This window comes from Chryseobacterium sp. CH25, from assembly GCF_004119455.1.
GTDB lineage: Bacteria > Bacteroidota > Bacteroidia > Flavobacteriales > Weeksellaceae > Chryseobacterium.
This window is the reverse complement of record NZ_NRQT01000002.1, coordinates 50,969-72,616: the sequence shown is the minus strand read 5'-3', so window position 1 is coordinate 72,616 and position 21,648 is coordinate 50,969. Positions and strand designations below refer to the sequence as shown.

Sequence of the window (21,648 nt, the reverse complement as noted above, 5' to 3'; positions counted from 1 at the left end):
TTTTATATCACGATCATGTGTTTAAAATAAAAACAATACTATTTCGTTATCCTACAAAGACTAATTGCCCCAAACACAAATTAAGAAAAAGTGCTCAATTTTTAACTTAATATTATATTAATGAAAAAAATACTTTTACTTCTTGCATCGGTCTTGTTTTTCAGTGTATCTGCCCAAAAGAAAGGAAAGGATTACAGCGAAATTCTGAAAAGCAATAATATCTATGAGATCAACGCATTTTTAAGAGACGCTCATCCTGATGATCCCCGAAGATCTGTACTGAAGCCAAGGGTTATGGAAATGATGAAGGAATACATCAAAAATGCCCATCCTGAAGATCAGAAAGTAAAAGACATGCAGGAAATGCTTGCTTTATTAAGAAGACGGCCTTCCACAAAAATTACGTTTGATGAAATGAATGCTATTATCAAACAGAAACAGATCGCTAAATATAAAGCAGAACTTGCCGCCAAAAAATCAACAGAAACCTATACACCAAGCAACGCCCAAAATACCTTTGTTGTTAACACTGCAGCCAATGCAGCTATTCCCAACGCAGAAGCAGAGGAATTTAATATGCTGATGAATGTTTCCCCAGTTGAGCATCAAAACAAGACCGTTAAGATTCTTAACTCTTTATTTGATAATGATCCTAATGCTAAAGAATGTATTGTTCTTATTCAGAATCAGTCTGACTGTAATATTATTGTCAGAATGGAGGGAGTTGGTACCACTAAATACAGACTTGCAGTTCCGGCCCATAAAGACAATTCAATTGTGGTAGAAAAAGGCCAGTATCTTTTTACAAGTTTGGTCTGCGGTGCCCAGTATGCTTCACAAAAAACCATTCAGAAACCTATCATGGTTGCTTTAGGCAGCGCAACAGCAAAATAATCAAAACAATATCATAGTTTCACCATAGGTCTTTTAACTTTAAAAGATCTCAATTCTGTGTAAATTTTATTACTTTTGCAGTCATTTTATAAATGACTCAATGGGCAAGAATAAATTAGCAAGATTTGCAGAAAACAAGATATTACCGAATGTAATTCAACCTACAAGAGAAGAGGCTTTGCAAGGCTTTGAACTTAAAGGAAAATGGAGAGAAAACTTCTTTAAAAATGACAATCCAATTGTTCTGGAGCTTGGCTGTGGAAAGGGAGAATACTCTGTAGGATTAGCCAAAACATTTCCTGAAAAAAACTTTATCGGGGTTGATATTAAAGGAGCAAGATTCTGGTTTGGCGCAAAAGAGGCTGTTGAAAACAACATGAATAATGTGGCTTTTTTAAGATCACAGATTGAACTTGTAGATCATTTCTTTGCTGAAAATGAAGTGGATGAAATCTGGATTACCTTCCCGGATCCACAGATCAAATACAAAAGAACAAAACATAGATTAACCCACCCGGACTTTTTAGCCCGTTATAAAAAATTCCTGAAACCAGGTGGAATTGTCCACTTAAAAACAGACTCGGAATTCCTTCACGGATATACACTGGGATATTTACAGGGAGCAGGACATGAAATCATTACCGCTCACCACGATATCTACGGAGCTCCGGAATACGATCCTAATACACCACATTTGAGAGATATTCAAACATATTATGAAGGACTGTTCTCAGCAAAAGGAAAAACAATAACCTATATAAAATTCCGGATCAACTGATGAAATAAACTAAACACTATTGATGAAAAAAAAAATTTTGACGATTTTATTTTTCACTTTCCTTACCCCAGGCTTTACGTACGCTCAGAAAAGCAGTAAAGACATTTTAAAAAGCACAAATATCAAGGAAATTGAAGAATATCTTAAGACCGCACACCCTGACGATCCTAAAAAAAGTGTGCTGAAACCTAAGCTTATTGCTCTAAAAAACTCCGAATGGACTAAAGGAGCACGTACAGCTAAACCCATGCAATCAAGACCTGTTATTACTGATATTCCAAAAAATGCAATGAATGATCCCAACTCTAATGAAGCGGAAGAATTTAAGCGTTTAATTGCCGAAACATCTGCAGAACATAGGAAAAAGACAGAACAGCTTCTGAATACAATGCTTAATGAGGACCTTACGAAAAAAGAATCTATTCTTTTATTTAAGAATAATTCAGACTGTAATATCGTTCTCCGGATAGAAGGAAAAGAGTATTACAACCTCGCTGTTCCTGCACACGGAGAAAACTTCATTATAGTGAATAAGGGTTCTTATACCCTGAACAGTAACGTTTGTGATATGAAGTACTTCTCTCAGAAAGATATAAAAAGAAGTATATTTGTAACAATAAACAATCCAGGTCAGCCAATGGCTCAACAGGCTTCAACAAAAGGGGCTCTACCTGAAAAACCATTAAAAAAAAGAAAAGCAAAAAAATAAAAGGGTATGAAAAAGCTATTAGTTCTTACCGGGATTTCAATGATCCTTACCAGCTGTAGTGTCAATTATGGTGGTTATCCAATTAGAAATCCCTACCCTACCAATTCTGGTGGTGGCAATGCAGCTAATACAGAGCGAGAATATAATGAACTGATGAAGACTTACAAATCAGAAACAGCCGAAGTTCTTACAGATCTTCTTAATGAAGCAGATCCAACTAATCCGAAAACCTCCCTTTCGGTAGAGAATGCATCTCGTTGCAATATGGTACTTACTATTAGTGGAAACGGATATTTTAAAAAGGTTCCAATCGGTGCAGGGAAAATTGGAGCTGTTATGGTTCCAAAAAACCAAAGCTACAGATTATCAGGAATGCTTTGTAACTCATCTTATCAATCTACAAAGTATATTACAAGTTCATACAATATCAAAGTAACTAATTAAAAGACAAAACTCTCACAGTGATCTGTGAGAGTTTTTTAATATTTAAATGTAATTAATCTTATCTTCTTATAGCTTATACATTTTACCAACTAGAGAACATCAAAACGATTATTTAAAATCTCTATTGGGCTTGTATGGGGTTATAAAACGTCTTATTAATCTGCGTTATCGGCAAGATCTGCGAAACCCTATATAAAAACAAAAAACGCTGGATCTAAATCCAGCGTTTTTCCTATATTAAAGAAAATCTTTAATTATTCTGCATCGAAATCAGCATCTGTATCAGCAGATACTTTTTCTCCTTCTTCTTTAGATTTTTCTTTATCAGCTTTTCTTTGAGACTGACCTTCTTTGATAGATTCAGAAACTACGCTAAGGATCATATCAATAGACTTAGAAGCATCATCGTTTCCTGGGATAACGAAGTCAACTTTTCTAGGGTCAGAGTTTGTATCAACGATACCGAAAACTGGAATACCAAGTTTCTTAGCTTCAGTTACCGCGATGTGTTCTCTTAAGATGTCAACTACAAATACAGCAGATGGAAGTCTAACCATGTCAGCGATAGAACCTAAGTTCTTCTCTAGGTTAGCTCTTTGTCTGTCAACTTGTAATCTTTCTTTTTTAGATAAAGTTTCGAACGTACCGTCTTTTTTCATTTTGTCGATAGAGTTCATCTTCTTTACCGCCTTTCTGATAGTAACGAAGTTCGTTAACATACCACCTGGCCATCTTTCTGTAATATAAGGCATATTAAGTTCAGAAGCGTGTTTTGCAACTACTTCTTTCGCTTGCTTCTTAGTAGCTACGAAAAGAACTTTTTTACCTGCAGAAGTTAATTTTTCTAAAGCGCTGCACGCCTCATCTAATTTAACTGCTGTTTTATGTAAGTCTACAATGTGAATACCGTTCTTCTCCATAAAAATGTATGGAGCCATATTTGGGTTCCACTTTCTAGTCATGTGACCGAAGTGTACGCCAGCCTCTAAAAGGTCTTTTACATTTGCTTTTGCCATGTTTTCTGTTTTTGTTAGTTTACTTTCCGTCTTTTAAACAATCAACAACTTCTTTAGATGGGAGAAGCGTTTGGATGCTAAACGTAACGGGCAATTGGCGGTCTGCTTTTCGCTTTTAGCAATAGGCTTTTCGCCGAGATTAAGTTTAAATAAAATGTAGTACATTTCTGTAGCCAATAGCCATAAGCCATTCGCCAACAAGAAATCTTAACGTTTTGAGAATTGGAATCTCTTTCTTGCTTTTTTCTGACCTGGCTTCTTTCTTTCCACCATTCTTGCGTCTCTTGTAAGTAAACCAGCTGGCTTTAATGCTAATCTGAACTCAGCGTTGATTTCGCATAAAGCTCTAGAAATACCTAATCTGATAGCTTCTGCCTGACCTGTATTACCACCACCGAATACGTTTACGGTAACGTCATACTGACCAACAGTCTCAGAAAGGATGAACGGTTGGTTTAATTTGTAAACCATCACGTCTGTAGAGAAATATTCTTTAGCATCTTTACCGTTTACTGTAATGTTTCCAGAACCTGGTCTTACATAAACTCTTGCTACAGAAGTTTTTCTTCTTCCGATTTTGTGAACTATAGACATAATTAATTATTTAAATTCGTTAACATTAATTGTTTTAGGCTGTTGAGCTTCATGTTTGTGCTCAGTTCCTTCATATAAATAAAGGTTCTTAAGGATAGCAGCACCTAATCTGTTTTTAGGCAACATACCTTTTACAGATTTCTCTAATACCTTTAAAGAATCTTTCTTTTGAAGTTCAGCCGCAGTCATAGACTTCTGTCCACCAGGGTATCCTGTATGCCAGATATAAGTCTTATCAGCCCACTTGTTTCCGGAAAGTGTAATTTTCCCAGCATTCAAAACGATTACGTTATCACCACAATCTACGTGAGGTGTAAAGTTCGTTTTGTGCTTACCTCTCAAAATCTTTGCAACCGTAGAAGCTAGTCTTCCTAACGGCTGTCCTTCAGCGTCTACCACAACCCATTCTTTATTAGCAGTAGCTTTGTTCGCTGAAACAGTTTTGTAACTTAATGTATTCACACGTTTTAGTTAAAGATTAAACATAATTTACCCCTAAAAGGGTGTGCAAAGGTACAAATTATTTTCGTAACCCAAAAACATATTTCATTTAATCTATAAAATATCGGATAATCAACCCTCTAGCAATAGATTTTAACACTATTTATATTTTTGGCATAAAACTTGTAAAATGTTGTGGCGATGAAAAAAAACGTTTAGAAGGTTCTGAAAACACAGAGATGATAAAGCAAGAGTTTCTTCCCTCAACTCTTTCTTTATTGCCTTTTACTAAAATTTTCTGCAAAAGTTTTTTTTCTGTTTATTTCTGACTATACCTAATATACAGTCTCTTTATATTCATTAAAAAGACATCACTGGATAATCTACTACTCCTCTTTTACGACTAATTGTTCTTCAATTTTAATTTTTCTTTAAAGATTTCTTCAAAAGATTATTGATATCGTTATTTATTTCCTGAAATATTTATCTTTGTCTCACAAACAAGTACCATGAGCCACGGAAAGATCCGAGAAGACAAAACCTGCCTGAACTGCGGGCATCAAGTAGAAGAAAGATTCTGCCCTCATTGCGGACAGGAAAATACTGAACGCAGACAACCTTTCTATTTCCTCTTCACCCATTTTATTGAAGATTTTACTCATTATGATGGTCAGTTTTGGGGAACCGTAAAAAATCTGTTATTTAAACCCGGTAAACTGACAAACACTTACCTTGAAGGAAAGAGACAAACGTTCGTACCTCCTGTAAAACTTTATATTTTCGTCAGTTTTATTACATTTTTCCTATTTGCACTGTTTCCTCCTTTCAATATTAATTATGGTGATAAAGGGAAAGATGAACACAATGGAGCATCAGCCAATCCTCCGAAAAAACAAGTTGTACAAAACATCATTAAAGGCATTGAAGCAGAAAAAACAAATTCAAAAGACTCAGCAAAAATTACAAAACTCAATAAAGCACAAGTTTATATACAAGACTCGCTGAAGGCAGACAGCTTTGAAGAAGGTCTTATAAGCACAATGGATACCAACAATAAAATAGCTGATGATTCAGGTGTTTTAGGATATAAAACTCAAGAGGAATATGATAGAGGAACAGCCAATAAAAAAATATCTTTAGTTTTATCAATGATCCTTTTGCTCATAAATTCTTTAAACTTAAGGAAGAAGGGGTTAAAAAAGGAGATATTCTGAGAAATCTGGTACAAACATCATTTCATAATCTTCCGAAAGCTCTATTTATTTATCTTCCCGTATTTGCATTCTTTTTATGGATATTCCACAAGAAAAAGAAATGGTGGTATTTTGATCATGGTATTTTTACCTTGCATTATTTTTCTTTCCTATTAGTCAGTATTTTAATTTTAGGAATTTTACTTAAGCTCACGAATGTATTAGCTGATTACGCATTCTTTAATCCTATAATAGTGTTTGCTATGATTATAATTCTAGTATATGCTCTTATCTATTTTTTTATTGCACATCGTAGGGTTTACAAATCCCATGGTATGGTAAGCATCATCATTGGTGGTATTATATTCTTCTTAAATCTGATTGCATTTACATTCTTAGTTACCGGATTGGCCGTAGTAAGTTTTCTAATGCTTCACTAAATAATAAATAAGGCTGTCAAATTTGACAGCCTTATTTATTTTATTTTCTTAATGACTTAGTTGCCCTGAAGCTTGCTATTACATAATAGGCTACAAACACCATAGAAAATTTCAAAATGGATGGAATAGCCAGCTCAAGTTTAAAAATTAAAGTGCCTATAAAAACAAGAATAGCCATCACTATAAAAGACAGTCCCAGTTTTTTAGGCAGTGCAATATCCGGCGTATCCAAATAATAAGCAACACCCCACGCAGCTCCGAAGGCAATGGCATAATAAAATTCCAGTCCAATATTATCTGAACTTAAAAAGAAGTAATTGATTAGGAAGCTTACTACGGTTCCCAACGCGAAATATATCAGGGCTTTTTGCATGACTGTAAAATATGGTGCAAAAGTAGAGATTTTAATTTGAGAAACTATGGATATATCAATTTCTAAACGAAATCTGCAAGTCGTTTTTAATTCTGTAACTACCGAACCATTACTCTTTCAAATTCTCAAACCTAAAAGTGGAGACATTTTATTAAATAACCCATTTTAATAAGTTAATAATCAATACTATAAATTCAAACACAAGGTTCTTTTTTTATTATTATATTTGAAAACTTAGAAACTTTCTAGAATTTTTATGGAAACCCAAAAATATACTCCAACCAACAAGGTAAGAATCGTAACAGCTGCGTCATTGTTTGACGGACATGATGCTGCGATCAATATTATGCGTCGTGTCATTCAGGGAACTGGATGTGAAGTGATTCACTTAGGACATGACAAATCAGCAGAGGAAGTTGTAAACACAGCGATCCAGGAAGATGCCAATGCCATTGCATTAACTTCATATCAGGGTGGTCACAATGAATATTTCAAATATATCTATGACCTTTTAAGAGAAAAAAACTCTCCACAGATCAAAATTTTTGGTGGTGGTGGTGGTGTGATCCTTCCGGAAGAGATTAAAGACTTAATGTCTTATGGAATCGATAGAATTTATTCACCGGATGACGGCCGTGAACTGGGACTTCAGGGAATGATTGATGACCTGGTAAACAGATCAGATTTTGCTACAGGAAAAGAAGTTACAGCAGAAGACCTGAATTCAATCAGTTTTGAAAACTCAACAAGTATTGCCAGAATTATCTCTGCTGTTGAAAACTTTTCAGATGAAAAACCTGAATTGGTAAAGGCAATTGACGAAAAATCAAAAGATTTAAATATTCCGATCATTGGTATTACAGGAACAGGAGGTGCCGGAAAATCATCTTTAACGGATGAATTGGTAAGACGTTTCCTGCGTTCCAACACTGATAAAAAAATTGCGATCATCTCTATTGACCCTTCTAAAAAGAAAACAGGAGGTGCTCTCCTTGGAGACAGAATCCGTATGAATGCCATTAATGACCCTAGAGTTTATATGCGTTCAATGGCAACAAGAGAGAACAACGTTTCGGTTTCTCCGTTCATTCATTCAGCATTAAATGTACTGAAATTGGCTCATCCAGATGTTATCATCCTTGAAACTTCAGGAATTGGACAATCAGGATCAGAAGTTTCTGACTTTGCAGATGTTTCTATGTATGTAATGACTCCTGAATATGGTGCCTCTACTCAGCTGGAAAAAATTGATATGTTAGATTATGCTGACCTCGTTGCGTTAAACAAGTCTGATAAACGCGGAGCTCTTGATGCCCTTCAGGCAGTAAGAAAACAGTTCCAGAGAAACCACCTTCTATGGGAAAGCCCATTAGAGGATATGCCAGTATACGCTACAAAGGCTTCTCAGTTTAACGACCACGGAACTACAGAACTTTACAACAGATTGGTTTCAAAAGTAAATGAGAAATTTGCTGATCTGGGCCTTAACACTTTTGTGGAACAGGAAATTACAGATGAAGTAACCATCATTCCACCCAAAAGAGTACGTTACCTTTCTGAGATTGTTGAAAATAACAAACAATATGATACCAATGTTCAGAAACAAGCTGAGCTTGCCAGAAAAATGTATCATATTGAAGGGGTTAAAAATATTATTTCCAACGAAGCTTTAGATACTGAATATCAAAAAGCAGAAAAGGAACTTCAACAGGAAAATATTGATTTCCTGAGAACATGGGACGACACTAAAAAAGCTTTCCACGCAGAGTTTTATTCTTATTTCGTAAGAGGAAAAGAGATTAAGGTAGAAACATCTACAGAATCTTTATCTCACTTAAGAATCCCGAAAATTGCCTTACCAAAATATAACGACTGGGGTGATCTGATTCAATGGAAAGGTCAGGAAAACCTTCCGGGAAGCTTCCCTTATACTGCAGGAATCTATCCGTTCAAAAGAACAGGTGAAGATCCAACAAGGATGTTTGCAGGAGAAGGTGGCCCGGAAAGAACCAACAGAAGATTCCATTACGTATCTGCAGAAATGCCTGCAAAACGTTTATCCACAGCATTTGACTCAGTAACGCTATATGGGCAGGATCCAGCTTTACCACCAGATATCTATGGTAAAATTGGTAACGCAGGGGTTTCTATTGCAACATTGGATGATGCTAAAAAACTATACTCAGGATTTGACTTAGTGAATGCATTGACTTCTGTTTCCATGACGATTAACGGACCTGCTCCAATGCTCCTGGCTTTCTTCATGAATGCTGCTATTGATCAGAATGTTGAGAAATACATCAAAGAAAACGGATTAGAAGCTAAAGTTGAAGCTAAGCTTAAGGAAAAATTCGACAATAAAGGTTTAGAGAGACCAAAATATAATGGTGAACTTCCTCCATCCAACAATGGATTAGGATTACAGCTTTTAGGATTAACAGGTGATGAGATTATCCCTGCTGATGTTTATGCTGACATTAAAGCTAAAACCATTGCTACCGTTCGTGGTACCGTTCAGGCTGATATTTTAAAAGAGGATCAGGCTCAGAATACCTGTATCTTCTCTACTGAATTTGCTCTAAGACTAATGGGTGACGTTCAGGAATATTTCATCAAAGAAAAAGTAAGAAACTTCTACTCTGTTTCTATTTCAGGATATCATATTGCTGAAGCTGGAGCTAATCCTGTTTCTCAGCTTGCCTTCACATTGGCAAACGGATTTACCTATGTAGAGTACTATCTGTCAAGAGGAATGGACATCAATGATTTTGCTCCAAACTTATCTTTTTTCTTCTCCAACGGTATCGATCCTGAATATTCTGTGATTGGACGTGTAGCAAGAAGAATTTGGGCAAAAGCTATGAAACTGAAATATGGTGCAGACGAAAGAAGCCAGATGTTGAAATACCACATCCAGACTTCAGGACGTTCGCTTCACGCACAGGAAATTGATTTCAACGATATCAGAACTACGCTTCAGGCACTTTATGCCATCTACGACAACTGTAATTCTCTTCACACCAATGCTTATGATGAAGCAATTACCACTCCTACAGAACAGTCTGTAAGAAGAGCAATGGCGATTCAGTTAATTATCAACAAAGAATTAGGTCTTGCTAAAAATGAAAACCCACTTCAGGGATCTTTCATTATTGAAGAGCTTACTGATCTTGTGGAAGAAGCTGTTTATGCAGAATTTGACAGAATTACTGAAAGAGGAGGTGTATTAGGTGCTATGGAAACCATGTATCAGCGTTCTAAAATACAGGAAGAATCTATGCATTACGAATGGTTGAAGCACACCGGAGAATATCCAATCATCGGAGTAAACACCTTCCTTGGAAAAGACGGTTCTCCAACCGTACTTCCAGGAGAAGTTATCCGTTCTACTGAAGAAGAAAAACAGGCACAGATTGAATCTCTTCACAACTTCCAGAAAGCTAATGAAGGAAAATCTGAAGAAGCCCTAAGAAAACTTCAGCATGCAGCTATTAACCAGCAAAACTTATTTGAAGTAATGATTGATGCGGTTAAATTCTGCTCTTTAGGACAGATCACTAATGCTTTATTTGAAGTGGGCGGTAAGTATAGAAGAAATATGTAGTACGGTACTAGCTACAAGAATTATAATTCAAACCTCAAGGAATTTCTTTGAGGTTTTTTTGTATTTTTAATCTAACAAAACTAACACTCATGAAAAAGGAATTTCAAATTAAAGAACCTTGCTCTGTTTCCCGGGAAATATGCAGGAAATTCCTGGTGGAAGCCTTTGTGAGCGTTGTTCAAAGAAAGTGTATGACCTTGCGGATAAAACAAATGATGAAATTAAAACTTTATTGCAATCCAACTCATCCATCTGTGGGAGAATCCAACCTCATCGATTATATATTCCGGAAGAAAAAACAGAAACCCAATACCATTTTTTCCATTTCCCTTTTAGAAAAATAGCCGGTGGAATCTTCCTATCCATTTTATTTACATCCAATCTCAATGCACAAAAAAAGAAAATTGATACTTTAGTAACCCGTGAGATTCAGGGAATGGTAATGATTGCTCTCAAACCGAAGAGTGAAGATTATGTTTATCCTGAACCTGCAGTGATCAGAAAACTGGAAATAAAACCTTCAGGAGATACTGGAAACCTCATCCAGTATCAGTTTATTACAATTCTTACCCCCTTCTAAAAAGTTTACATCCGCTTATGCATTTAAAAACCATATCAATATTCCTGCAGATGATCTCAGGCTGAGCAATATATTTGTTTTTGAAAGAACAGATCCTCAGAATGGAGAATTAAATGCAAATAAATACTTCTTCTTTGTTAATAAAAGGCATATTAAAGATGATAATACACTGAGTCTAAATTTAGATCAGGCAAAAAAATTACCTTTTATTCCTAAAAATAATGACTTCATTTATTTTCTGGATGGTGAAGAAATCACAAAAAAGAATTTGAACAATATCAGAAGGAAAATAAGATTCATTTCTATTTTCTACCAGAAATCTACGCAGAAGAACTATTTGGTTCTGATTATTATTTTGAAAACGGAGCTATTGTATGCTATCGGAAATAAGTTTCTAACCTATCATTACAAACAATAGCGATTTCAAAAGGTTTTTATCTGTATTAGCCCTCTTCTTAATAGTTTTTTAGACTGCAAGTTTCTTTTAGTTATATCATCCTTAAAAAATAAAAAACCGCAGAATCATCTGCGGTTTTTTTATATAACTATTTGTATTTATTTCTTATTGAAATCGCCTGCAAAAACAGAAGTCAGTTTATCTTCGCTGATATATTTCTTAAGAACATCATTCACCTGGCCTACTTTTAAAGCTGAAACTTTCGCTTCCAGTGTATCATAGTCTTCCAAAGGAATACCATACTGAAGCTGAGAATTTACAAGTCCCATCAGTGTACTGTCATTACCTAAACTTGTTTTTCTTGAAGTTAACCAGGAAGTAAGGTTAGATTTAAATTCTTCTTCAGTAAAGCCTTCTTTTACAGCTTTATTCACTTCTTCTTTTAGAGCCTTATCCACTGCATCTTTTTTCGTTGGGTTAAAGAAGGCATACCAACCCCATGATGCAACATTATTATCTGCCGGTACTCCCATGTATGAACCTGCTCCATAACTGATTCCTTCTTTTTCACGAAGTCTCATAGGAATTCTTGCCGTCATAAATCCACCGCTGCCTAACATTTCATTAGCGATCAGTAATGCCGGATAATCCGGGCTCTTTCTATCCATAGAGAAGCTGATTTTTCCGACAGCAGCTCCGTTTTCTTTATCCGGTGTTAAATAAACTTTATCTTCTTTTTTAGTCGCAAAAAATTCAGGCTTGATTTGTTCATAATTTGATTTGGAGTTCCATTTTCCAAATGTATTTTCCATTAGTGAAGATGCAGTTTTAGAATCTATATCTCCAATCATAGTTCCTACTCCATTATTACTTCCTATAATTTTATTGTAAAAATCTACAAGTTCCTGTCTTTTGATGGTTTTATTAGCCTCAATCTGCTCTTTGAAAGATGGGGTGTAATAAATACTTTCTTTAGGATAGTTTTCCGTAATTTTTCCAATTTCCGTAAATGCTAATGCCTGCGGATCATTTAAAGAACCTTCCAGGTAAGTATTGTATTCATTAACAGTTTTTGCCAACTCTGCTTCAGGGAAGTTAGATTCTGTAAGAATCTCTTTCATCAGATCCATTACTTTCGGTAAATGCTCTTTGTAAGTACTTATGTTTGCAGACAATGTCTGTCCTTTAAAAGAGAAACCGATAGACGACTTCCACTGATCCAGCATATCCTGAATCTGCTCTTTCGTATGAGACTTAGTTCCGGTTTTCATCACCTGAGCCATTAATGCTCCAATCTGAGATTTTCCACTTAAATCTTTAGCATTACTTACAGGGAAACGGAAGCTTCCCAATACTTTTCCACCTTTAATTTCTTTCTTAATCACTCCGAATTTCATTCCGTTGCTTAGTTTCCCTTCAGAAAGATTCGCTTTTAGGTTTTTAATACTTGCTTCAAAAGGAGCAACTTCTTTTTCTAAAGCTTTTCCTTTATAATCTTTCGTTAAAGTAGCAATCTGGCTATCAGAATATTCAAGGTTTTTAACTCTTACCTCATCTTTAGCAGGTACAAATACACCTACTGTTCTGTTATTCGTTTTAAAATATTTATCCGCAACTCTTTGGATATCCGCTAAAGTTAGTTTTTCAACATTATCACGATACAGCATTCCCAGCTTATAGCTTCCGGCTCCTACAATCTCAGTAAGCCCAATTGCAAAGTTGATTGTATTGTTTTTCGTGTTTTCAATTTGTTTTAAAATTTTAGCCTTAGCTCTTGCAACATCCTGTTCTGTATACTTAATGGTTGATACTTTATCCAGTTCTGTTCTGAATTCTCCTTCTACAGCTTTTACATCTTTATCAGCAGGAACTTCCAGACCAAAATACATGAATGCGGCATCTCTTACCGTTGGCTGATAAGAATAAACAGAAGCTGCTTTATGAGAATCAATCATTGCCTTATATAAATATCCTGAAGGATCTGCCGTTAAAATCTCTGATAACGCGTCCAGTGCTGCATAATCTTTATCTGCATAAGGTGCCGTATGATATAATGCACCCACAATTTTACTGTCTCCTGAACGTTTCAATTCTACAAAACGTTCACCATCCTGAGCTGGTTCTACAGTATAGGTCTGATCCAAAACTCTTGAAGGTCTCGGAATCACTGAGAAATACTGAGAAATATAATTTAAAGCCTGTTTTTCATCAAATTTACCTGCAACAACAAGGGTTGCATTGTCCGGCTGATAATGTTTCTCGTAGAATTTTCTAAGCGTTGGTGCTTTTACTCTTTCAATATCTTCTTTGCTTCCAATCGTACTGTTTCCGTAGTTATGCCATAAATAAGCTGTAGATACAATACGCTCCATTAGAACTGAGCCCGGATTATTCTCACCAATCTCGAATTCATTTCTTACTACGGAAAATTCTTTATCCAGATCAGCTTGAAGAATTGTAGCATTCACCATTCTGTCTGATTCCATTTCTAAAGCCCATTTCAGGTTTTCATCACTGGAAGGGAAAATTTCATAATAATTTGTCCTGTCGTACCAGGTTGTTCCATTGGCATCTCCTCCTTTGTCCGAAAGTTGTTTTTTAATATCACCTAATTTCTTAGTGCTTTTAAATAACATATGCTCCAGTAAGTGAGCCATTCCTTTTTCTCCATACCCTTCGTGCTTAGAACCAACATTGTAAATAATGTTCACTACCATGTTACTTTGTGAAGCATCGGGAATTAAAAGGACTTTCATCCCATTACTCAAGGTGTACTCTTTTACTCCTTCTGTATTGCTTACAAATTTGGGAGTTTCAGCTTTCTGCGAAAATAAAGGGGTTGCGATTCCTGTAAAAAATAGGACAGCTGTCCCTACTAATAGATTTTTCATGTGTTTTATTTTTAAATCTGTTTAATTTTAAGTGTCTTCTGGTTTATTATACTAATTAGACTCTATAAATCACTGAAATGTTACAAATTTTGTCATAAAATTGCATTATTAACAGAAACTGACAGTAATGAAGCCTAAAGCCTTATTCAACTGGAGCAGCGGAAAAGATTCCGCATTGGCTCTTTACAAAATAATACAGGAAGATCAATATGAAGTATGCACTCTATTAACCAGTATCAACAAAGAGTTTCAAAGAATTTCCATGCATGGTGTTCATGTTCATCTATTGGAACAGCAAGCTTCTCTTCTTGGCATTCCTCTTACGAAAATGGAACTTCCAAAGGAACCTTCCATGGAAGAATATCAGGAAATTATGAATACCACAATGACTGAGATACAGGCTCAGGGCATTACCCATTCTATTTTTGGGGATATTTTCTTGGAAGATCTCCGCCAATACAGAGAAAAACAATTAAACTCTATCGGTATGAACGCTGTATTCCCTCTTTGGAAACAAAACACCTCTGATCTTATTCAAGAATTTTTAGCGTTAGGATTTAAAACTATTGTAACCTGTGTAAATGGAACTTATTTAGACAAAAGTTTTGCCGGAAGAATTATCGACCAACAATTCCTTGATGAACTCCCTGAAAATGTAGATCCTTGTGGAGAAAATGGGGAATTCCATACATTTACTTTTGATGGGCCTATTTTTAAAAGCCCGGTTCGGTTTGAAATTGGAGAAACAGTTAAAAAGACATACCCTAAACCGAAATCCAATCCGGAAGATCAGGATGAAGAATATGTTTTCTGGTTTTGTGATCTTATCCCCAAATAAACTATAAATGATATTTTTAGCCACGAATGCCTTTAGGTTTTCAAAAGGCGTCCGTGGCATTAAATTTACTTTAATTCTGTAATAACAGTATTCATGGTTTCAAATATCAGCTGTACATCTGTTTCATTGGTTTTCCAGTTTACAAAAGCAGCCCGGATACCTTTATGCTGATTATAGAAAGTAGGGGTCATGAAAACTTTTCCTGTAGCATTCAGTATTTCAAGGAATTTTCCTACCTCATCCTGTTTTGTACCATCTTTCAGAGTGAAACATACTGTATTCAGACGTACTGGTGCTAAAAGCTTAAAGTCACTGCTGTTTTCAATAAGTCTTCCAAAATTTCTGGCTAATGAAACATTATTTTCTATAATATCCTTATAGCCTTCTTTTCCATAAGCCATTAAAGAAAACCATGCCGGAAGAGCTTTTAATCGTCTTGAGTTCTCAGGAAGGAAATTTAAATAACTGAAGTCTTCCAAAGGATCTCCTAAATAAGGTGCATTGGAGTTCTGAAAAGTCTCTACCTGTAAGACGTTATATTGTTCTTTTACCAGAAATAGGGCACTTTCATAAGGAACGTTCAACCATTTATGACAGTCTATAGTAATACTGTCTGCATGTTCCCAACCTTCAACAAGATGTTTATAGTGCTCTGAGCAAGCAGCAAAACCACCGAATGCGGCATCAATATGCCACCAGAAGTTGTATTTTTCTTTTAACTTTTTGATTTCTGTGAAGTCATCGAAATCAACAGTATTTACGGTTCCGCCACTGGAGATCAATATAAACGGTTCATTATTCAATTTTATGATCTGTTCTTCCAAATCTTTAATAGAAATGGCTTCACGATCATTCCCATCTGTTTTAATCTTGATAATATTATTGCTGCCCATTCCTAAAAGAGACAGTGATTTTATAGAGGATGAATGAGGTGTTGCCGTCAGAACTTTAAATGCTTCAGAAACACCTTCTTTAGCAACATCTCTGCCTTTTTCTTTTCCTAACCATTGGCGGGCAACTGCAAGACAGGTAAAATTAGACATTGTTGCTCCGGTTACAAAACCACCCAGAAAGTTATCCGGCAGCTCCAGAAGTTCCAGAATAAGTTTAATAGTCTCAAATTCTACATTCGCAGAAATATCTCCCTGTCCTTTTCCAGACTTAGGGTTCTGGTCATAAATCGTCGTAAGCCAATCTCCTGCAATAGATGCTGGTGTAGAGCCTCCGGTTACAAACCCGAGATATCTTGGTCCGGAAGAACCTACCATGATAGGTTCAAACCTTTCATTAAATATCTTGATTACATCCTCTGTTCCGTGACCATATTCCGGAAGATTTACCGGTTCTGAAACAAAAGGGTCATTAATCGTTGTGGGTCTGTCTGCAAGAGAATTCAGGTATTCTGTTCCCTGCTTTTTTATAATGTCCAATAGATGGCTTATGTTTACTGAATCATTTTTCAGATGTTCTTTCATGATGTTTAGGATTAAATGATAATCTGTTCAAATGTATTGAATAGTCTTCAAAGAACCATTAAATATAGATTAAATACCCTAAATATCCCTTCTTAGCACGCATTTTGCATCCTACAATACTCTTAAAAATTTCAGTATCTTTAAGAATATCAATTTAATTTCAAAAAATAAACACCCGTGATCAAAAATTTAATGTTCCTTCTTTCTTTTTGTTTTTTAGTATCATCATGTAAAACAGAAACCCCATTACCTCCTCCTGTTGATAAAAAAGCTATTGTTGACTCCACCATCACAGCTTTTCAGAAAACACTTTTAGAACAGCAGATTGATTCTGTATTCAAAAAGTATCATTTCAATGGAAGTATTGCAATTTTTAAAGATTCTCTTCCCCTTTACAGAAAAGAAAACGGGTATTCAGATTTTAAGAGAAAGGCTAAAATTGACAGCAGTACCATCTTTGCGATAGGCTCTGTAAGCAAGCAGTTCACTGCCGTTATGATTTTACTTCAGATGGAACAGGGAAAATTAAATGTTACGGATAAAGTTTCTAAATATTTAAAAGAATTTCAGATCAAAGAATATGAAAATATTACTATTCATCAGCTTCTGAATCATACTTCAGGTTTAAACTTAATGGGTGGAAAACTGATGTTTAAAAGTGGATCAGATTTCTTCTACTCTAATGATGGGTTTAATGCGCTGGGAAAAATCGTAGAAACCGTTTCCGGCAAATCATATGATGACAACGCATTGGAATTGTTTAAAAAAGCAGGCATGGCTCAGTCCTCAACCGGAGATATTTTTAAAGGGAATAATTTCGCATCGGCTTATTTGGGAAATGCAGGCAAATTTCAGGAAGTACCTAATATGCCTAAAAGATTAGGTGGAAAAGAAATAGGAACTCCTGCCGGTGGAATCCTTTCTACAATCCAGGATCTTCATACATGGAATAATGCATTATATGGTGGAAAAATCCTGAAACCGGAAACACTTAAACTGTTTATGGCAAAAAGTGCAGAAAGACACCATGCAATTTTTGGAAAAATGGGCTATGCCTACGGAATCATGCTGAACATCGGCAAACCTAATTCTTACTTTCACAGCGGGTATGTAAAAGGCTCACCTTCTCTGAATATCTATTATCCTGAAACCAAAACTTCCGTGATTATTCTATCTAATATTGCAGATGAAGAAAAAGGAAAAGGCTTAGTCTTCAAACCACATATTGAAGTGAAAAAGATTACAGATCATCTTGAAAATACTATTAATCAACTTAGATCAGGACATTAGTTTTTTGTACTTTGCGATACATTAAGTTATTTTTATCTTTATGAAAAAGATGTACTTCATTGCCATCTATCCATCTAAAGAAATTATTGAGGAGATCAGGGCTTTCAAAAGAGATATGGCTATTAACTATAATAACTCTAAGGCATTAAAAAATGATGCTCATATTACTCTTTTTCCCCCTTTTTCCAGAGAACTGGAATTAGAAGAAGATATTCACATTGCTTTTCAGAAAATTGATACTCAGCTTGAACCTTTTGAAATTAATCTGAATGGCTTTGGATGCTTTCCTAATCCTAAAAACCCGGTCATCTTTGTACATCCCGAAGATAATATCCACTTAACAGATCTTTATAACAGAGTAAAACAGCAGTTCAATTTTGCTAAATACTCTTTTACTCCTCATATGACAGTAGGATACAGAGATCTAACCTGGGGAAATTATCTTAAAGCCTGGGAAAAGTATCAACACAAAGAATACAAAACGAAATTTTTAGTTGATAAGATTTTACTTTTACGCCATGATAGTAAATGGGTTCCTATCGCTGAGAAAAGCCTTACAGAAACAATATAAAATCTTCCCTATTTTATTCTCTAGCTCCTACAGACATCTATTATCTATTCGTCTATCATCTCTTCGTCTTTACCTCATTATTATTTTATAAAGTTCTATCTTTGTCCCAATGATTGCAGAGAAAATAATTTTAGGTATTGATCCCGGAACTACCGTAATGGGATTTGGTCTTATTTCCGTTAAAAAAGGTAAAATGGAGATGATTGCCCTTCATGAACTGATTCTAAAAAAGTACCCTAACCATGAGACCAAACTAAAATATATTTTCGAAAAACATTAGCGTTAATTGACGAATATCATCCTGACGAAGTAGCTCTTGAAGCTCCTTTCTTTGGGAAAAACGTACAGAGTATGCTGAAATTGGGACGTGCACAGGGCGTCGCAATGGCAGCCAGCTTATACAGAAATGTTCCCATCACTGAATATTCACCTAAAAAGATCAAAATGGCCATCACCGGAAATGGTAATGCCAGTAAAGAACAGGTAGCGGGAATGCTTCAGAATCTCTTTAAGCTAAAGGAATTTCCTACCAAATATTTAGATGCCTCTGATGGTCTTGCTGTTGCGGTATGCCACCATTTTAACTCCGGAACTATTGTAGATACGAAGTCGTATTCCGGATGGGAGAGCTTTTTGAAGCAGAATCCGGATAGGTTGAAGTAGATATTTTTGTGGGATAACATTGAAAGTACTCAATCTAATAGTAATGGAATTTTCTTTGTTTTTAGAATACCATGAAATATTTTAATATTGTTTTTCTTCAAAGAGTCTAATTGTTCTTCCGGCAGGTATTTTTTTATCTCAGTAGTATCAAACTTTAATTCTATCTGAATAAAATACTCCTTATTTTTCTCAAAAGTATAATAAATACCTGAAGACTCTAGGTCCTTTTTAAAAATTGAAATTTTCTTTGAGATTTTCTTTTGATCATCAGGAGCCAAAACAAATTTTGATTTTGTAATCACCTTATAAGCCTTTGCTCCCCAATAATCGACCTTAACACCCTGAGTCAAAAGTTTTTTCCATAGTAAAGAATCATTGTGCGCATTACATATAAATTGATCCATTTCTTTTCCTCTGGGCTGCTCTCTATCAATATAAACTGTATTCACGGTAGGTTCTTTACCATCTTTATCAGTTATTAATATAGTTCCCCCTAAATATCCCCATCCTCCGCTATTAATAAATGAAGGTGGATAAAAAATATACTTTATATCTGTATTATTTCTGAGCACAAGACAGGAGTTTTTATTTGTGTCATATGCTGAATCGCAAAAATCAAGAGTTATGCCTTTTGGGGTACAGCTTAAGCACATTATAAAAATTATTAGGACCAGGATCTGTTTCATACTTTATTTTCGGAATTGTAATGGAAATCAATTTATCATCTTTTAAAGTAAATCCAGTCGCTACTTATATAGTCACAATTTTTACAAACTCTTGTTTCTAAGGAAACCTTAAAACGATACCATTTATTTTTTTCCAGAGAATAAGTACTGCTTAACAGGCTGAATTTATATTGCTTTTTTTCATTCTTTTTCAGTAAAAACCTGTAAGGAAAACATGGTTCTGTAAAGCAGTCAAAATGATTCCTTGGAAAATCTATATCATCATATACTCCGGCTTCAGCATCACTTTTCTGAAACGCAGTTACCACCAGAGCATTATTGTCAATCTGCTCCGGAACTTTAATCGAACTTTTATCAGGATTTGTGATTTCAAGAATAACTTCTCCTGTATTGATGTTATCAAGATTCAGTATATAGGTATATTTTGTATTGGCTTCCTGCCCAAAACAGGAAATAGAGAGCAGAACAAAAAAGGAGATAATAATTGATTTCATAAATCTATAAAAAACTAGAAAATAAACTGATCAGATACAAAACCATACTCGATAGAAATAAAGTTAAGCATTTTTTTAATTGCCAAAACCACAATCTCAGCAACCTATTTAAAGCCAAAGTTTAAATTACTTGGTAAAACATAATACTATCTTTTACATTGGTATGATTTTTAATACTACCTTTGTATAAATTTTCTATGATGAAAACAAACCAACAAACTATAAATCAAACGAATCATACAATAAACTGGTTCCAGAAGTTCCTGATGGTATGCTCCGGCGGGAACATTCATATTTTAAGAAAAACCCCAAGTGAATGGAATAAATTTTCCGGTATTGGGGGCATCGTACTTTTCACCGCAGTATTTGCCACTTTGTCTGCAGGCTATGCCATGTATACCGTCTTTGATGATATCTGGGCTGCTGTAGGCTTTGGGATTCTGTGGGGATTAATGATCTTTAACCTCGACCGATATATTGTGTCTTCCATCAAAAAAACCGGAACATGGTGGAATCAGATCCTGATGTCTATTCCCCGTTTAATCCTTGCAACATTTTTAGGAATTATTATCTCTAAACCTTTAGAGCTTAAAATTTTTGAAAAGGAAGTCAATAAACAACTGAATACCATTATTCAAAGGAATAAAAAACAGCTTCAGGGTGAAATGACCGGAAGAATTCTTCAACAAAGCGGACCTTTTGAAACGGAAAAGAAACAAATCGCAGAAAAAACCGCCCTATATCAACAGTCATATGATTCAGCTTCTGTAGAACTTGAAAAGGAAATCTTGGGAAAAGAGTCCGGCTTAACCAGTGGAAAAGAAGGATTCGGACCGAATGCCAAGCGTAAACAGCAATTGAAAGAGCAACGAAGACAGGATCTTGAAAACTATCAGAAACAGGTTGCTCCAAGACTGGAATATCTGGATCAGGAAATTTCAAAAGTATATACCAACCTGGAAACCGAAAGAAAATCTACAGAAACCTTTGAAGATAAATTTAACGGTTTTGCTGCCCGGCTTCAGGCTTTGGACGAGCTTGGTAAAAATTCTGCCATCATAGGGCTGGCTGCCACTTTTATCATGGGCTTATTTATCTGTCTTGAAATCTCACCGGTTCTGGTGAAACTGATTTCTCATGTGGGACCTTATGATTATCTGTTAGAAAAAACTGAAAATGATTTCAGACTCTATTCCAAGGAAAAAATTGAGAAGGGAAATGCCCTCACTGATTTCAGAGTCGAGGATTTCAAGGATAATCTAAAAAAATAGTGTATT

General features: G+C 35.3%; 20 protein-coding genes and 1 pseudogene. 13 read left to right on the top strand and 8 right to left on the bottom strand.

All coding sequences use genetic code 11. From position 1 onward, the window contains the following. Nucleotides 1-120 precede the first annotated feature (120 nt). From BOQ64_RS05745 to BOQ64_RS05730, 4 genes are all read left to right on the top strand, one after another. Nucleotides 121-894, top strand: coding sequence for a DUF6759 domain-containing protein (locus BOQ64_RS05745; RefSeq protein ID WP_129054125.1), 774 nt, complete (start codon nucleotides 121-123; stop codon nucleotides 892-894). 100 nt (nucleotides 895-994) lie between these two features. After that, complete coding sequence (trmB, locus tag BOQ64_RS05740) at nucleotides 995-1,672, top strand: tRNA (guanosine(46)-N7)-methyltransferase TrmB (protein WP_129054123.1); 678 nt, start codon at nucleotides 995-997, stop codon at nucleotides 1,670-1,672. Between the two features lie 22 nt (nucleotides 1,673-1,694). Next, entirely contained in the window at nucleotides 1,695-2,381 is a 687-nt protein-coding gene (locus BOQ64_RS05735; RefSeq protein ID WP_228448231.1) for a DUF6759 domain-containing protein, read from the top strand. A gap of 6 nt (nucleotides 2,382-2,387) precedes the next feature. Further along, on the top strand, nucleotides 2,388-2,825 hold the full coding sequence (locus BOQ64_RS05730; protein ID WP_129054122.1) for a DUF6759 domain-containing protein: 438 nt from the start codon (nucleotides 2,388-2,390) through the stop codon (nucleotides 2,823-2,825). 254 nt (nucleotides 2,826-3,079) lie between these two features. Here the strand turns inward: BOQ64_RS05730 and rpsB are convergent, their stop codons facing one another. The 3 genes from rpsB to rplM all read right to left on the bottom strand — a co-directional run bounded on the left by rpsB (nucleotide 3,080) and on the right by rplM (nucleotide 4,897). Beyond that, nucleotides 3,080-3,841 carry a 30S ribosomal protein S2 gene (gene rpsB / locus BOQ64_RS05725; RefSeq protein WP_034692922.1) on the bottom strand — a complete coding sequence of 254 codons (762 nt, stop codon included), beginning with the start codon at nucleotides 3,839-3,841 and terminating at the stop codon, nucleotides 3,080-3,082. Between the two features lie 207 nt (nucleotides 3,842-4,048). After that, nucleotides 4,049-4,435, bottom strand: coding sequence for a 30S ribosomal protein S9 (gene rpsI, locus BOQ64_RS05720; protein WP_047373582.1), 387 nt, complete (start codon nucleotides 4,433-4,435; stop codon nucleotides 4,049-4,051). 6 nt (nucleotides 4,436-4,441) lie between these two features. Continuing rightward, nucleotides 4,442-4,897, bottom strand: a complete 456-nt coding sequence (gene rplM, locus BOQ64_RS05715) for a 50S ribosomal protein L13 (protein ID WP_027375420.1) — start codon at nucleotides 4,895-4,897, stop codon at nucleotides 4,442-4,444. Between the two features lie 488 nt (nucleotides 4,898-5,385). Here rplM and BOQ64_RS24690 point away from each other — a divergent pair, with 488 nt between their 5' ends. Then, on the top strand, nucleotides 5,386-6,090 hold the full coding sequence (locus BOQ64_RS24690) for a DUF3667 domain-containing protein (RefSeq protein ID WP_317127660.1): 705 nt from the start codon (nucleotides 5,386-5,388) through the stop codon (nucleotides 6,088-6,090). A gap of 242 nt (nucleotides 6,091-6,332) precedes the next feature. Next, on the top strand, nucleotides 6,333-6,509 hold the full coding sequence (locus tag BOQ64_RS24685) for a hypothetical protein (RefSeq protein ID WP_317127659.1): 177 nt from the start codon (nucleotides 6,333-6,335) through the stop codon (nucleotides 6,507-6,509). A gap of 40 nt (nucleotides 6,510-6,549) precedes the next feature. Here the strand turns inward: BOQ64_RS24685 and BOQ64_RS05705 are convergent, their stop codons facing one another. Next, a complete protein-coding gene (locus BOQ64_RS05705) occupies nucleotides 6,550-6,882 on the bottom strand; it encodes a hypothetical protein (RefSeq protein ID WP_129054119.1) in 333 nt (110 codons plus the stop codon). Nucleotides 6,883-7,138: 256 nt separating this feature from the next. On the opposite strand from BOQ64_RS05705, the gene BOQ64_RS05700 reads away from it, so the two are divergent. Together BOQ64_RS05700 and BOQ64_RS05695 are read left to right on the top strand one after the other, a co-directional pair. Then, the gene (locus BOQ64_RS05700) at nucleotides 7,139-10,486 is read left to right on the top strand and encodes a methylmalonyl-CoA mutase family protein (protein WP_129054117.1); all 3,348 of its coding nucleotides are present in this window, start codon (nucleotides 7,139-7,141) and stop codon (nucleotides 10,484-10,486) included. 139 nt (nucleotides 10,487-10,625) lie between these two features. Further along, complete coding sequence (locus tag BOQ64_RS05695; RefSeq protein WP_129054115.1) at nucleotides 10,626-11,066, top strand: hypothetical protein; 441 nt, start codon at nucleotides 10,626-10,628, stop codon at nucleotides 11,064-11,066. Nucleotides 11,067-11,621: 555 nt separating this feature from the next. On the opposite strand, the gene BOQ64_RS05690 is transcribed toward BOQ64_RS05695, so the two are convergent. Further along, nucleotides 11,622-14,354: a M16 family metallopeptidase gene (locus tag BOQ64_RS05690; protein ID WP_129054113.1), complete on the bottom strand. Its 2,733-nt coding sequence runs from the start codon at nucleotides 14,352-14,354 to the stop codon at nucleotides 11,622-11,624. 127 nt (nucleotides 14,355-14,481) lie between these two features. On the opposite strand from BOQ64_RS05690, the gene BOQ64_RS05685 reads away from it, so the two are divergent. After that, a complete protein-coding gene (locus BOQ64_RS05685; protein WP_129054111.1) occupies nucleotides 14,482-15,192 on the top strand; it encodes a diphthine--ammonia ligase in 711 nt (236 codons plus the stop codon). A gap of 65 nt (nucleotides 15,193-15,257) precedes the next feature. On the opposite strand, the gene BOQ64_RS05680 is transcribed toward BOQ64_RS05685, so the two are convergent. Beyond that, entirely contained in the window at nucleotides 15,258-16,667 is a 1,410-nt protein-coding gene (locus BOQ64_RS05680; protein ID WP_129054110.1) for a pyridoxal phosphate-dependent decarboxylase family protein, read from the bottom strand. 177 nt (nucleotides 16,668-16,844) lie between these two features. Here BOQ64_RS05680 and BOQ64_RS05675 point away from each other — a divergent pair, with 177 nt between their 5' ends. The 3 genes and pseudogenes from BOQ64_RS05675 (at nucleotide 16,845) to ruvC (ending at nucleotide 19,191) form a co-directional block, all read left to right on the top strand. Further along, nucleotides 16,845-17,957 carry a serine hydrolase domain-containing protein gene (locus tag BOQ64_RS05675; protein ID WP_129054108.1) on the top strand — a complete coding sequence of 371 codons (1,113 nt, stop codon included), beginning with the start codon at nucleotides 16,845-16,847 and terminating at the stop codon, nucleotides 17,955-17,957. 40 nt (nucleotides 17,958-17,997) lie between these two features. Further along, nucleotides 17,998-18,528: a 2'-5' RNA ligase family protein gene (locus BOQ64_RS05670; RefSeq protein ID WP_129054106.1), complete on the top strand. Its 531-nt coding sequence runs from the start codon at nucleotides 17,998-18,000 to the stop codon at nucleotides 18,526-18,528. A gap of 109 nt (nucleotides 18,529-18,637) precedes the next feature. Further along, nucleotides 18,638-19,191 (top strand): annotated as a pseudogene (gene ruvC, locus BOQ64_RS05665) (crossover junction endodeoxyribonuclease RuvC). 29 nt (nucleotides 19,192-19,220) lie between these two features. Here ruvC and BOQ64_RS05660 read toward each other — a convergent pair. Both BOQ64_RS05660 and BOQ64_RS05655 read right to left on the bottom strand, forming a co-directional pair. After that, entirely contained in the window at nucleotides 19,221-19,877 is a 657-nt protein-coding gene (locus tag BOQ64_RS05660; protein ID WP_129054102.1) for a hypothetical protein, read from the bottom strand. A 35-nt stretch (nucleotides 19,878-19,912) separates the two neighbouring features. Next, on the bottom strand, nucleotides 19,913-20,371 hold the full coding sequence (locus BOQ64_RS05655; RefSeq protein ID WP_129054100.1) for a hypothetical protein: 459 nt from the start codon (nucleotides 20,369-20,371) through the stop codon (nucleotides 19,913-19,915). Nucleotides 20,372-20,571: 200 nt separating this feature from the next. On the opposite strand from BOQ64_RS05655, the gene BOQ64_RS05650 reads away from it, so the two are divergent. Then, nucleotides 20,572-21,642 (top strand): DUF4407 domain-containing protein, encoded by a 1,071-nt coding sequence (locus tag BOQ64_RS05650; protein WP_129055849.1) that lies wholly within the window; start codon nucleotides 20,572-20,574, stop codon nucleotides 21,640-21,642. Nucleotides 21,643-21,648: the final 6 nt, after the last annotated feature.